This window comes from Pseudomonas poae, from assembly GCA_028869255.1.
Taxonomy (GTDB): Bacteria; Pseudomonadota; Gammaproteobacteria; order Pseudomonadales; family Pseudomonadaceae; genus Aquipseudomonas; species Aquipseudomonas poae_C.
This window is the reverse complement of record CP110972.1, coordinates 6131908-6145719: the sequence shown is the minus strand read 5'-3', so window position 1 is coordinate 6145719 and position 13812 is coordinate 6131908. Positions and strand designations below refer to the sequence as shown.

Below are 13812 nucleotides of genomic sequence, written 5' to 3'. Positions count from 1 at the left end.
TTTACAGTCTTACAACAGCTTCACGCTACTAGAACAGTGGCAGCGAGTAGCTGACGATCAGACGGTTTTCGTCCTGGGAACGGGTGTTCGCCAGGTCGGTACGCCACATCGCGTTTTTCCAGGCAACACCGAGGTTTTTCAGCGGGCCTTCTGGGATCACGTAGGCAACGGTGATGTCGCGTTCCCACTCGGACTGGCCGGTGGTTTCAGCACGACCAGCGTTGTTGGCGATGGTGTCGATGTCGCTACCCTTGAGGTATACAACACCGGCCGTCAGGCCTGGTACGCCAACTTTGGCGAAATCGTAAGCGTAACGTGCCTGCCAGGTACGCTCGCCGGCGCGGGCAAACTTCTGGATCTGCATGTCGGTAGTGATGTAAGCCGACGAGCCGTCACCCTGGTTCAACCAAGGGAAGTCGCTGCTGCCATTGCTGACCTGATAACCGCCACCGAAGGTGTGACCGGCAACGGTGTACAGGAACAAGCCGCTGTACAGGTTGTTGTCGACCTTGCCTTTACCGGCGTTGAAGTTGTTGTAGTTACCACTGGAGAAGTAGGCAGCGGTATCGCCGTTCTTACCATCATCCGAGCTGTTGAAATAACGCAGGTCAGACTTCAAGACGCCCGGGCCGATTGCCCAGTTGTGGGTCAGACCCAGGAAGTGCTGTTTGTAGAAGTCTTCCAGATTGCCGTAGTAGTACTGGGCAGTCAGGTCCTTGGTCAGCTTGTAGTCACCACCGGCGTAGTAGAACTTGTTGGTGAACTTGCCAGCGTTGTAGTTCGAGCTACCGTTGGCACCGCCGATCGACAGGTTTTCGTTGTTGCTGGAGTTACGGCCCTTGGCCTTTTCCACCTGGCCGGCAACCAGAGTCAAATCCTTGATGTCGTTGGTGGTGATCTGGCCACCTTGGAACGTTTGAGGCAGTAAACGACCATCGTTCGTCACAATAACTGGCAGCTTAGGCTGCAGAGTGCCCAGCTTCAGTTCGGTTTGCGAGACTTTGACCTTACCTGTTACACCAAGGCTGGCGTAATCGTTGACAGCCTTGTTGCCGTCGCTTGGGAACACGGTGCCGCCGGAAGCAGTGCCGGTGTAGTTACCGTGATCAGCACGGCTTGAATCCAAACGCACGCCGTACAGACCGATCGCATCAACACCGAACTGAACGGTACCTTGGGTGTAGCCCGAGATGAAACGCAGGTCGAAGCCTTGGCCCCATTCAGCGTTTTTGCTACGGGTGTTGGAAGTGGCACTAGGGTGGCCGTCACGGTTATCGGTGTTGATGTAAAAGTTACGCAGACCCAGTGTGGCCTTGCTGTCTTCGATGAAACCGGCAGCGCCTGCTTGCTGGGCGATTGCGCCCAACGCTACAGCCAATGCCAAGGTGGACTTCTTCATGTACCGCTCCTCTCGTTTCTAATTTTTGTATTTCTTTGGTCTCGGGTCTGACGCCCTCGATCCACAGATGCGCGATTAGCACCGGATAGTGACTGACAAGTCAATCGTAACCTTGTGTGTCTACTACCTTCGTCTAACCACCGTTGATTTGGTCCCTGCAGGGTAATGAGTTTTTCATACACCCAAAAAGAATTGTTTCATTCTTTTTCATACGATTCAGGAATAAGCCTTTTCATGAGGCGAGCCCGTCAGCATAGACAAGACGCTCCATAAGCTAATTCCTAAAGGGTATTTGTTAGCGCTTTTTTATATCGATTAGTGTGGCCGTACCGCTGCATACGTCACCCACGATCAAAAAGGCGACGCCATCATGGCTAAAGGCACATCCTCCCGTCAATTTGTTACAGTTTTTGTGTCACTAATACTTTCTTTTGGTGTCAAAGCCGCCGATTTAACCATCGGCTACCAAACCGGCATCGATCCCAGCAAGGTCCCCCAGGCCGATGGCCTGTATGAAAAAGCCATTGGTGAGAAAATTGCCTGGCGCCGATTCAACAGTGGGCCGGAAGTTGTAACCGCAATCGCCTCGGGTGATGTGCAAATCGGCAACCTCGGTTCCAGCCCTCTCGCCGCAGCCGCTTCGCGCAATCTGCCTATCGTCGCGTTTATCGTATCGGCGCAGATCAACACTTCTGAAGCGTTGGTGGTGCGCAATGGCAGCGGTATCGACAAACCGCAAGACCTGGTGGGTAAAACCATCGCCACGCCCTTTGTCTCAACCTCTCATTACAGCCTGCTCGGCGCGCTGAAGCATTGGGGTCTGGACACTAAGAAAGTCAAAGTGGTGAACCTGCAACCCGCCGAAATTGCCGCCGCATGGAAACGCGGGGATATCGACGGCGCCTTTGTGTGGTCACCGGCATTGGGCGAGATCCGAAAAACCGGCAAGACCCTGACAGACGCGGCCCAAGTGGGTCAGTGGGGCGCACCGACGTTTGAAGTGTGGGTGGCACGCAAGGATTTTGCGGAAAAACATCCTGACGTAGTGGCCAAGTTTGCCAAGGTCACCCTGGACTCGTTCGCCGACTATGCCGCCCATAAAGACAGCTGGACGATGGATTCGGAGCCAGTGCAGAAAATCGCCAAACTGACAGGTTCGAATGCCTCAGACATTCCTGAGCTGCTGGCCGGCACCACATTTCCGGATGCCCAGGCACAGCAAACCGACGCACTGCTGAAAGGCGGCACGGCGAAGGCGATTGCGGAAACGGCGAAATTCTTGAAGGAACAGGGTAAGGTCGAGACGGTGCTGCCGGACTATTCGGCGTTTGTGACCGACAAATTTATCAAAGAATAAACACATTCCAATAATGTGGGAGCGGGCTTGCTCGCGAAGACGGTGTATCAGCCACACATGTATTGACTGATACTCCGCTTTCGCGAGCAAGCCCGCTCCCACATTTGGAGCAGCTTCACTTGCGAAACAGCGTTTAGAGAGCCTTCTCGAAAATCTTCGAATTACGCTGATAGTTGTACAGCGACGCCCGCGCCGATGGCAGGCGATCCACGCTGCTCGGCACAAACCCGCGCTCACGGAACCAGTGGGCGGTCCGCGTGGTAAGCACGAACAGCGTCTTCAAACCCTGGGCCCGCGCACGGGTCTCGATGCGCTCCAGCAGCTCATCACCGCGCCCGCCATGGCGGTATTCCGGGTTCACCGCCAGGCACGCCAGCTCGCCAGCGTCCGAATCGGCGATCTGATACAACGCCGCACAGGCGATGATCATGCCTTCGCGCTCCACCACGCTGAACTGCTCGATCTCACGCTCCAGCACCTCCCGCGAGCGGCGTACCAGGATGCCCTGCTCTTCCAGTGGGCTGATCAGGTCGAGCAAACCGCCGACGTCTTCAATCGCCGCTTCACGCACCAGCTCGAATTGTTCCTGGGCCACCAGCGTACCGCCGCCGTCCCGGGTGAACAGCTCGGTGAGCAAAGCGCCATCTTCGGCGTAGCTGACAATATGGCTGCGCCCTACCCCGCCACGGCAGGCCTCGGCGGCGGCATCCAAAAGCTCGGCTTGATAGTTGTTGCCCAACCGCTGCAGATGCGCCGGCACTTGCTGCGGGCGCAGTTCACGCACCAGGCGGCCGTTTTCATCAATCAGGCCCAGGTCGGCGCCGAACAGCAGCAGCTTGTCAGCGCCCAGGTCGATGGCGGCGCGGGTGGCGACGTCCTCGCAGGCCAGGTTGAAGATCTCACCGGTAGGCGAATAGCCCAGGGGCGACAGCAACACAATGGAGCGCTCGTCCAGCAGGCGATTGATGCCCTTGCGGTCGACCCGACGCACTTCGCCGGTGTGGTGGTAATCCACGCCTTCGAGCACGCCGATCGGCCGCGCCGTAACCAGGTTGCCGCTGGCCACCCGCAGGCGCGAGCCCTGCATCGGCGACGAGGCCATGTCCATGGACAGGCGCGCCTCGATAGCAATGCGCAAGTGGCCGACCGCGTCGATCACACATTCCAGCGTTGCAGCATCGGTGATGCGCAAGCCTTCGTGGTAAGCCGGGGTCAGACCGCGCGCTTCAAGGCGCGCCTCGATCTGTGGGCGCGAACCGTGCACCAGCACCAGCCGCACGCCCAGGCTGTGGAGCAGCACCAGGTCGTGGACGATGTTGCCGAAGTTCGGGTGTTCCACACCATCGCCGGGCAGCATGACCACAAAGGTGCAGTCGCGGTGGGCGTTGATGTAGGGCGAAGCATGACGAAGCCAATTGACGTATTCGGGCATGGAACCTGGGCCTGTAATAAAAAGCAGCCGAAAAAGGATGAGTCGTGAAAACGCACAGCGGGCTGATGGTTATCGTCGGAACAGGCTTGGCGACACGCTCGCTCTCCTTATGTACGAATGGGCAGGGGTTAATTTATGCAGGTTTCAGGCAGTAATGTTCGATCAGTTCCCGCAATAGACGCACTGTAGGCGTCAAGCGTGACATTTCGAGGTACTCGCCCGGCTGGTGAGCGCAGGCGATATCGCCGGGGCCCAGCACCAGGGTTTCACAACCGAGGCGCTGAAGATAAGGCGCTTCGGTGCCGAACGCTACTGCTTCGGCACGATGACCGGTCAATCGTTCCGCTACCCGCACCAACTCGGCATCTTCGGCTTGCTCGAACGGCGGCACTTCGGGGAACAGCGGCGCATAGTCGATCTTCACTTTATGACGCTCGGCCAAGGGTTCGAGCTTCTGCCGGATGGCGGCGCGCAGCACCTGCGGGTCCATGCCCGGCAGCGGGCGCAGGTCGAACTCCAGGGAACATTGGCCGCAGATTCGGTTGGGGTTATCGCCGCCATGGATGCAGCCGAAGTTCAGGGTCGGTTGCGGCACACTGAATTGCGGGTTGCGGTATTCGCGTTGCCAGGCCAGGCGCAGGCCGCGCAGTTCGCCGATGGCGTCATGCATGGCTTCGAGGGCGCTATGGCCCAGGCTTGGGTCCGACGAATGGCCGCTTTGGCCGAGGATGTCGATACGCTCCATCATCACGCCTTTATGCAGGCGGATCGGCTTGAGGCCGGTCGGCTCGCCGATCACCGCCGCACGGCCCAGCGGCCGGCCCGCCTCGGCCAGCGCACGGGCGCCGGACATCGAGCTTTCTTCATCGCAGGTGGCGAGGATCAGCAAGGGCTGCTTGAACGGCTGGTTCAGCAGCGGCAATACCGCTTCAATCGCCAAGGCGAAAAAGCCCTTCATGTCGCAACTGCCCAATCCTACCCAACGGCCGTCGACTTCCGTCAGCTTGAGCGGGTCGGTCTTCCACAACGCGGCGTCATACGGGACGGTATCGCTATGCCCGGCCAGCACCAGGCCACCGGGGCCACTGCCGAAGCTGGCCAGCAGGTTGAACTTGCCTGGGCTGACTTGCTGGATATCGATGGCGAACCCCAGGTCGCCCAGCCAACCGGCGAGCAGGTCGATCACCGGGCGGTTGGTCTGGTCGAGAGACGCTTGGGTGCAACTGACCGAAGGCGCGGCAATCAGCGCGGCGAACTGCTCTTTCATGGACGGTAACGGCATGCGCGGTCTCTCAACTTCACGGATGAGCCCCACTATAGAGCCATCTGCACGACACAATAAACCGTTGCGGCGCGTTGCCGGGCTCAGTCCTGTACACTGCACGACCTTGGCAGCCACTCTTTTCCCCGGCTGCGCTCCCGATCCTGGATTTTCCGGCCATGCAGAAAGAAACCGAAATCAAGCTCCGCGTCAGCCGCGAAACCCTCGCCGCGCTGCGTGAGCACCCGTTACTGAAAAAACGCAACAAAAGTGGCTGGGAACGCCGTGAGTTGATGAACCAGTATTTCGACACCCCTGAACGCGACCTGGCCCAGGCCAAAGTCGCCCTGCGTTTGCGCAAGGACGGTGACGACATCATCCAGACCCTCAAGACCCGTGGACAGAGCGTCGCCGGCTTGTCGGAACGTAACGAATACAACTGGGACTTGCCCAAAGCCAAGCTCGACGTGAAGAAACTCGACGGCGAATGCTGGCCCGAGCAACTGGCTGAGCTGGACAAAAAGACCCTCAAGCCGATCTTCACCACCGACTTTGTGCGCGAGCGCGCCGAAATCGCCTGGGGCCGTGGCAAGGCCAAGGTCGTGATCGAAGCCGCCCTGGACCTCGGCCACGTAGTGGTCGGCAAGCAGAAAGAAGAAATCTGCGAGCTGGAACTGGAACTGCGCGAAGGTGAACCGGCTGCCCTGCTGGAACTGGCCGCCGAACTGGCCGCGACCCTGGCGCTGATGCCATGCGATATCAGCAAGGCCGAGCGCGGCTACCGTCTGTACGACGCCAGCAGCTACTCCCTGAGCCTGCCGGCGCCGCAGATCCACGCCGAAATGCCGCTGGACGACGCCTTCGCCGCGATCATGTGGCACCTGCTGGGCAGCAGCCAGCGCCTGGCCGAACAATACCGTTTCAATGGCCACTGGCGCCTGTTGCAAGACTGGGTCGACAACCTCGGCGAACTGCGTGCCCTGATCGGCAGCCTCGGCCAGGCGGCGCCGCGTCAATCCACCAGCGAACTGCGCAGCGCACTGGATGCCCTGCTGGAAGACTGGCGCCCACTGGTGCAAGCCGGTGACGACGACGAGGACATCCGCAAAGCCGCGCCGGAGCAGTTCGCCGAAGAATTGGACGACGTGCGCTGGGGCCTGTTCTCACTGAACACTTCGCGCTGGCTGCTGGCCCGCACCTGGACCGCCGACCGCAACGTGCGGGGCAACCGCCAGGGCGCAGCACAGATCACCAACTGGCTGCCGCGCCTGCTGGCCGACGATGCCGTCGCCCTGCAACTGCCGCGCTACCAGCAACAACCGGAAGACCTGGCCGAGCAGCTGCCGCGCATCGAACGCATCCAGGCCTGGCTGCACCATGCGCGCCAGGTGGTGGACATTCCGGAACTGGACCGCCTGTACGGCGAGCTGAACAAGCTGGTGCAACTGGCCAACCAGCCGATCACCGATGAGTCGCTGGATGCGCGTATGCACCAGGCGATTGCGGTGTATCAGAACCGTGCGTGGAAGACCCTTCTGCGTCTGTGATATGGCCATCGCGGGCAAGCCCGGCTCCCACAGGGGAATGCATTCCAATGTGGGGGCGGGCCAGTCAGCGCAATATTGGCAGGCTGGTGGTCGACTTGATCTCGGATAACGCCACGATCGAGTTCACCTCCTGAATCCCCGGCACCATCGACAGCTTCTCGAAGAAAAACCGCTCATACGCCTCAATATCCGAGGTGACGATGCGCAGCAGAAAATCCACCGCCCCCATCAGCACATAACACTCCAGCACCTCCGGAAACCCGCGAATCGCTTCGGTGAACTCCGTGAAGTTGGATCGGCCGTGGGCGTTGAGTTTGACCTCGGCAAAAATCTGCGTGTTGAGGCCGATTTTTTTGCGGTCGAGCAACGTAACCTGGCCGCGAATCACGCCCTCTTCCTTGAGCCGCTGGATGCGCCGCCAGCACGGCGACTGGGACAGGCCGACCTGTTCGGCGATCTGCGCGCTGGAGAGCGAGGCGTCCTCTTGCAACAGGGCCAGGATGCGGCGGTCGTAGGCGTCCAACTCGCTGTGCATAGAATTACCTTAAAGGGTGACCATCTTGAATTGTATGATTCGAATAATCGCAAAACTGGTCCATTTTAGATAAGAAATCTCCCGAGACGCATGTAAAAATTTCTACAGTCGAATCTGGAGAGTCAGCATGCACGCCGTCGAAACCACTCACCCTGCCACCCGCGTCGATGCATGGGCCGTCAACAGCGCCCATTGCCAGGCGCATTATCAGATCGTCGCCGAAGCCGAACCCGACGTGCTCTGCCGGGTACTCAATTTTTTTGCCCTGCAGTTCCTGACACCCCGGCAGGTCTCGGTGAACCGCCAGGAAGACCTGCTGTACCTCGATATCCTGATGGATGGCCTGAGCTGGCACCGCGCCCAAGTGATCGGTGAAAAGATTCGAAACCTGATCAGTGTGTGCACGCTGGAGCTGCGACCCGCTGATTCCATGGGGCTTCAGGCGCTGACGGCGGCGGCGCGGTAAAAGCCTGCAATACACGCGCAAAGGACGATATTCAGGACCTGGCTAGCCTGGGGTTTACACCCGAGGCCACCCAGGAAAGGTTCATGCCCGTTGATCAACGATTGGAACTGCATCAACTGTTACCGGCTTTGGTCGACGACGGGCTGATCACACCGGATGTCGCACAGCGCGTGTCTGCCCTGCCGACCGACCCCGGCCGCCATCCACTGGAACGCATCGCTGCCGAAGGCCCTTGCCTGGAAACCCTGACCCAATGGCTGGCCCGGCATGCCGGGCAACCTTACCTGCGTATCGACCCGCTGAAGATCGACGCGGCGGCGCTGGTGCCGCTGATGTCCTACGCGTTTGCCCAACGCCACGCCATCCTGGCGGTCGCCGTGGACGCGCAGACCGCTACCGTCGCCAGCGCCCAGCCCCATGTCACCGGCTGGGAGGCCGGGCTGGCGCAGGTGCTCAAGCGTTCGATCAAACGCGTGGTTGCCAACCCACAGGATATCCAGCGCTGTATCGGCGAGTTCTACCGGGTGGCCAAGTCCGTCAGCGGTGCTGATCAAAAGGTGGCGGCGCCCGGCAGTGTCGAACTGCTCAACCTCGGCGCCGGCGATCAGGAACCGGATGCCAACGACGCGCATATCGTCAACATCGTCGACTGGCTGCTGCAGTACGCCTTCGGCCAACGGGCCAGTGATATCCATATCGAGCCGTGCCGCGAACAGGGCCGCGTACGCTTTCGCATTGATGGGCTGCTGCACGATGTTTATCAGTTTCCACCCCAGGTCACGATGGCCGTGGTCAGCCGCCTGAAAAGCCTGGGCCGCATGAACGTGGCGGAAAAACGCAAACCCCAGGACGGCCGGGTCAAAACCAAAAGCGCTGGGGGTGCCGAAGTGGAACTGCGTCTTTCAACCTTGCCCACCGCCTTCGGCGAAAAACTGGTGATGCGGATTTTCGACCCCCAGGTGCTGCTCAAGGGCTTTGATCAGTTGGGTTTGTCGGTTGACGACCAAGCGCGTTGGCAATCCATGACGCGCCAGACCCACGGCATCATCCTGGTCACCGGGCCCACCGGCTCGGGCAAGACCAGCACCCTCTACACCACGCTCAAGCAACTGGCGACCCGCGAGGTCAACCTGTGCACGGTGGAAGACCCGATCGAGATGGTCGAGCCGGCGTTCAACCAGATGCAAGTGCAACACAATATCGACCTGACCTTTGCGGCCGGCGTGCGCGCCCTGCTGCGCCAAGACCCGGACATCATCATGATCGGCGAGATCCGCGACCAGGAAACCGCCGAAATGGCGATTCAGGCCGCACTCACCGGGCACTTGGTGCTGTCGACCCTGCATACCAGCGATGCCCCCGGCGCCATCAGCCGCCTGCAGGAACTGGGTATTGCGCATTATTTGATCAAGGCCACGTTGCTGGGCGTAATGGCGCAGCGCCTGGTGCGGCTGTTATGCCCTCACTGCAAGCGCGCAGGCGGTGACGGCCATGAGGCCGTTGGGTGCATGGAATGTCGAAACAGCGGTTATCGGGGGCGCGCCGGGGTCTACGAGATCATGCTATTGAACGAGGAGCTCAAGGCGCTGATCACCCCTGGGGCCGAGGTGCAGGCTCTGCGCCAGGGCGCCATTGGCCAGGGCATGTGCAGCCTGCGCATGGCCGGCCTGCACAAGGTAAAAGCCGGGCTGACCACGATGGCGGAAGTATTACGGGTGACGCCTGGGGATTCGGTAACAAATCCTTTGGTGGTTGGGCGCTGAATCCGTTCTTATCGGTGACAACACCGTTACAATCGGGCCAATGTCTTTTCACTGACACCATAAGATAAGGAATCGCTATGCAGATCGGAACCGTACTGCTTCTTTTCGTGGGCTTGGCCATCGCCATCCTGTTCATGGGCTTCAAGGTCGTGCCTCAAGGCTACCAGTGGACCGTCGAGCGTTTCGGCCGCTACACCAACACCCTCAAGCCTGGCCTGAACATCATTATCCCGGTCATGGACCGCATCGGCCGCAAGATCAACGTGATGGAAAGCGTGCTGGATATCCCGCCGCAGGAAGTCATCACCGCCGACAACGCCACCGTGCAGATCGACGCCGTGTGCTTCTTCCAGGTGGTCAATACCGCCCAGGCCGCCTACGAGGTCAACAACCTCGAACACGCCATCCGCAACCTGCTGCAAACCAATATCCGTACGGTACTCGGCTCCATGGAGCTGGATGCCATGCTCAGCCAGCGTGACGGCATCAACGAAAAACTCCTGAGAACCGTGGACGAAGCCACGGCGCCCTGAGGGATCAAGATCACCCGTATCGAGATCAAGGACATCAGCCCGCCCGCCGACCTGATGGCCGCCATGTCCGGCCAGATGAAAGCCGAGCGGATCAAGCGTGCGCAAATCCTCGAGGCCGAAGGCCTGCGGGCGTCTGCGATCCTCACGGCTGAAGGCAAGAAGCAGGCACAGATCCTTGAAGCGGAAGGTAGCCGTCAGGCCGCCTTCCTGGAGTCCGAGGCCCGCGAGCGTCAGGCCGAAGCGGAAGCCCGTGCCACACAGGTGGTGTCGGAAGCAATCGCGTCGGGCAACGTGCAGGCGGTCAACTATTTCGTCGCACAAAAATACATCGATGCCCTGGGCAAGCTGGCTTCGGCCAACAACAGCAAGGTCATCCTGATGCCGTTGGAAGCCAGCCAGGTGATCGGTGCGGTCGGCGGTATCGGCGAGATCGTCCGGGCAACGTTCGACAGCAAGAAAGGCTGAGGCCATCGCCATGTGGGATTTCCTGCAGCATTTGTCATTCTGGGATTGGTTGGCGCTGGGCACGGTGCTGTTGATACTTGAGGTGTTCGGCGCCGGGGGTTACCTGCTGTGGATGGGTATCGCAGCGGCCGCCGTGGGCGTGATCAAGTTTTTGGTTCCACCCCTGGGGTTGGAATGGCAACTGCTGCTGTTTGCGGTGTTGTCGATACTGACCGCGGTGTATTGGTGGAAACGCCAACGCAGCAGCGCCAAAGCCAGTGACCAGCCGGGGCTGAACGAACGCGGTTCGGAGTTGATCGGCCGCACGTTTGTGGTGCATCAAGCAATCGTGGACGGCCGAGGCAAGGTGAAAGTGGGCGATGGCGTCTGGATGGTCACCGGCCCGAATAGCCCTGTAGGCGCTCAAGTACGGGTGGTTGGCCAGGAGGGAGTGGTGTTAAAGGTTGAAACTGTTTAGTCAGTGATGGAACTCGGTTGGGCTATCTACAATCATAAAGTACAGATAACCCACCCGGAGTCACCCATCATGCGTCTCAAATATGCTGTCGCAACCCTAGCTGTGCTTTCCCTCCCTGTCGGTTCAGCGATGGCCGACAGCTTCTGGCGCAATGTCATCTCGTCGGGCGCCACTACCGGCTCGACTTACCTGACCTTCAAGGACCACAAGCTGGTGGTCGCCGCACAAGACGACGCAGGCAGCTTTGTAGCCAGCGACGGCGGCATCCGCGGACCATACCTGGAAGCCGCGATGCAGAAAGTGCGTGCCGACAACCCTGGCCTGCAAGCCACGGACATGGAACTTGCTAACGCCATTCTGGCGAAAAATGCCATCGCTTCCGAGTAAAACTGCCTGACAAAAGCCGCTCCTTGGGAGCGGCTTTTTTGTGATTTTTCCTACAGTGCCGGCGCGAGAGTTGACGTTCAAACAGGAAAAGTCCTCTCGATCACTTCACTAGCCGACAACAAGCTATCGATTCCTTTTTTACCCAGTGAATCGATAACAATGCGTAAACACTCTGCCCTCCTGCTACTTGCCGCTATCGCCACACCTTATGCTCAAGCAGAAGGCTGGTACGGCTCGGCCAAGCTCAACAGCGCCCGCCAGAATCTCTCCAGCGCACTGCTGACCAGCCCACGCGTCACCAACCGAATAGAAGCGCCGGACGCCAACAAATCATTCACCGGCTCGTTTGCCGCAGGTTATGCCTTTACCGATGGCTGGCGCCTGGAAGCTGAATACACCACACGCAACAGCTCGACATTCGACTCCTATTGGTCGCCGTTCAATGCCAACGTCAACCGCCTTGAAACCGAAAGCCAACGGTTGATGCTCAACGGTTACAAAAACATCCCGATCAATGATTGGCTGTCGTTCTACGGCATGGCCGGGGTGGGCGTGGCGCAAATCGATGCCGAGGGCTATCAGAGCAACAACACCCGCCGCTTCGCCAACAACCGCCAGAACAATTTCACCTACAGCGTGGGCCTGGGCCTGGATGCCAAGGTCAGCGAAAAGGTCACGGTGGGCGCCGGTTGGCGTTATGTAGACATGGGCGACGTCGAGACCGGCTACAACACCTTCGTCAACCGGATCAACGCCCGCGATGAACAGCTCAAAGGCAAGCTCAAGGAGCAGAATGTGTTTCTTGAGGCGCGCGTGTCCTTCTGACACCCAATAGAAAATGCCGCTGATAAAGCGGCATTTTTTTGCCCGTAACATGACATTTCATTCACGCATGACAGGCTATATTCAGTCGAGCCGTGCAAGCATGCTTGCAGTGACACCTCGCTTATTCATCGCCAATCTGAAACGGATGCCTTCGTCGTTATGAGCCAACAGCCCTTTCTGCCGTTTTCCAAACCTACCATCGATGAAGCCACCATCTCCGCAGTCGGCGATGTACTGCGCTCGGGCTGGATCACCAGCGGGCCGAAAGTGCAGGCATTCGAGGCACAGTTATCGGAGTACTTTGGCGGCCGGCCGGTGCGCACGTTCAACTCGGGCACCTGCACCATGGAGATTGCCCTGCGCATCGCAGGTATCGGGCCGGGCGATGAAGTGATCACCACGCCGATCTCCTGGGTCGCCACGGCCAACGTGATCCTGGAAGTGGGCGCCACGCCGGTGTTCGCCGATATCGACCCGGTCACGCGCAATATCGACCTGGCCCAAGTGGAGGCTGCAATCACCCCGCGCACCAAGGCGATCATTCCGGTGTACCTGGCCGGCCTGCCCCTGGACATGCCAATGCTGTACGCACTGGCCAACAAGTACAACTTGCGCATTGTCGAAGACGCCGCTCAGGCACTGGGTTCCAGCTGGGATGGCGAGCGCATCGGCGCGACCGGTGACTTCGTCTCCTTCAGCTTCCAGGCCAACAAGAACATCACCTCTTCCGAAGGCGGTTGCCTGGTGTTGAACAGTGCCGAAGAAGCACGCCTGGCGGAAAAATACCGCCTGCAGGGCGTGACCCGCACCGGCTTCGACGGCCTGGATGTGGACATGCTGGGCGGCAAGTTCAACATGACCGATATCGCCGCCGCCATCGGCCTGGGGCAGTTCGCGCATATCGAGAAGATCACCGCACATCGCCAGCACCTGGCGCGCCACTACTTCAAGTGCTTTGGCAGTGACTTTGAGGAAAAATACGGCGCACAACTGCCGCCGGCAGATTTCGAAAACAGTAACTGGCACCTGTTCCAACTGGTGCTGCCAGAGCGCCAGGACGGCCTGCCGGCGCGTGCTACGTTCATGGAGCAGATGCAGGCCCACGGCGTCGGCATTGGCTATCACTACCCGCCGATCCACCTGCTGAGCCTGTATCGGGCACAGGGGTTCAAGGAAGGCATGTTCCCGGTGGCAGAGCGTGTGGGGCGTTTGATCGTGTCGTTGCCGATGTTTACGGCGATGACGGAGGCGGATGTGGAGCGGTCAGTGGCGGCGGTGAAGGCAGTATTGAACGCGGGCTAAACACTCAATTCAATGTGGGAGGGGCTTGCCCCCGATGGCGGTGGATCAGTCACTGATTAGTAGACTGACACTCCGTCATCGGG

At 59.5% G+C, this 13812-nt stretch carries 12 protein-coding genes and 1 pseudogene; 9 read left to right on the top strand and 4 right to left on the bottom strand.

All coding sequences use genetic code 11. The features are described from left to right. Positions 1-28 precede the first annotated feature (28 nt). Complete coding sequence (locus tag LRS56_27865; GenBank protein ID WDU62499.1) at positions 29-1399, bottom strand: OprD family porin; 1371 nt, start codon at positions 1397-1399, stop codon at positions 29-31. 370 nt (positions 1400-1769) lie between these two features. Between LRS56_27865 and tauA the strand changes: the two genes are divergently transcribed. Continuing rightward, positions 1770-2756, top strand: a complete 987-nt coding sequence (gene tauA / locus LRS56_27860; protein WDU62498.1) for a taurine ABC transporter substrate-binding protein — start codon at positions 1770-1772, stop codon at positions 2754-2756. 133 nt (positions 2757-2889) lie between these two features. Here tauA and argA read toward each other — a convergent pair whose 3' ends face one another. Further along, complete coding sequence (gene argA, locus LRS56_27855) at positions 2890-4188, bottom strand: amino-acid N-acetyltransferase (GenBank protein WDU62497.1); 1299 nt, start codon at positions 4186-4188, stop codon at positions 2890-2892. A gap of 133 nt (positions 4189-4321) precedes the next feature. Beyond that, entirely contained in the window at positions 4322-5470 is a 1149-nt protein-coding gene (argE, locus tag LRS56_27850; protein WDU62496.1) for an acetylornithine deacetylase, read from the bottom strand. Positions 5471-5628: 158 nt separating this feature from the next. Here argE and LRS56_27845 point away from each other — a divergent pair, with 158 nt between their 5' ends. Continuing rightward, on the top strand, positions 5629-6996 hold the full coding sequence (locus tag LRS56_27845; protein WDU62495.1) for a CYTH domain-containing protein: 1368 nt from the start codon (positions 5629-5631) through the stop codon (positions 6994-6996). Between the two features lie 64 nt (positions 6997-7060). On the opposite strand, the gene LRS56_27840 is transcribed toward LRS56_27845, so the two are convergent. Next, positions 7061-7531, bottom strand: a complete 471-nt coding sequence (locus LRS56_27840; protein ID WDU62494.1) for an Lrp/AsnC family transcriptional regulator — start codon at positions 7529-7531, stop codon at positions 7061-7063. Between the two features lie 127 nt (positions 7532-7658). On the opposite strand from LRS56_27840, the gene LRS56_27835 reads away from it, so the two are divergent. The 7 genes and pseudogenes from LRS56_27835 to LRS56_27805 all read left to right on the top strand — a co-directional run bounded on the left by LRS56_27835 (position 7659) and on the right by LRS56_27805 (position 13729). Then, positions 7659-7997, top strand: a complete 339-nt coding sequence (locus LRS56_27835) for a hypothetical protein (GenBank protein WDU62493.1) — start codon at positions 7659-7661, stop codon at positions 7995-7997. A gap of 83 nt (positions 7998-8080) precedes the next feature. Next, the gene (locus LRS56_27830; GenBank protein WDU62492.1) at positions 8081-9760 is read left to right on the top strand and encodes a GspE/PulE family protein; all 1680 of its coding nucleotides are present in this window, start codon (positions 8081-8083) and stop codon (positions 9758-9760) included. A 77-nt stretch (positions 9761-9837) separates the two neighbouring features. After that, a pseudogene (locus LRS56_27825) lies at positions 9838-10758 on the top strand (SPFH/Band 7/PHB domain protein). A 10-nt stretch (positions 10759-10768) separates the two neighbouring features. Beyond that, complete coding sequence (locus LRS56_27820; protein WDU62491.1) at positions 10769-11215, top strand: NfeD family protein; 447 nt, start codon at positions 10769-10771, stop codon at positions 11213-11215. Between the two features lie 66 nt (positions 11216-11281). Beyond that, positions 11282-11602 (top strand): DUF2388 domain-containing protein, encoded by a 321-nt coding sequence (locus LRS56_27815; protein ID WDU65824.1) that lies wholly within the window; start codon positions 11282-11284, stop codon positions 11600-11602. Positions 11603-11761: 159 nt separating this feature from the next. Further along, entirely contained in the window at positions 11762-12427 is a 666-nt protein-coding gene (locus LRS56_27810; protein WDU62490.1) for an outer membrane beta-barrel protein, read from the top strand. Between the two features lie 159 nt (positions 12428-12586). Continuing rightward, positions 12587-13729: a DegT/DnrJ/EryC1/StrS aminotransferase family protein gene (locus LRS56_27805; protein WDU62489.1), complete on the top strand. Its 1143-nt coding sequence runs from the start codon at positions 12587-12589 to the stop codon at positions 13727-13729. Positions 13730-13812 lie beyond the last annotated feature (83 nt).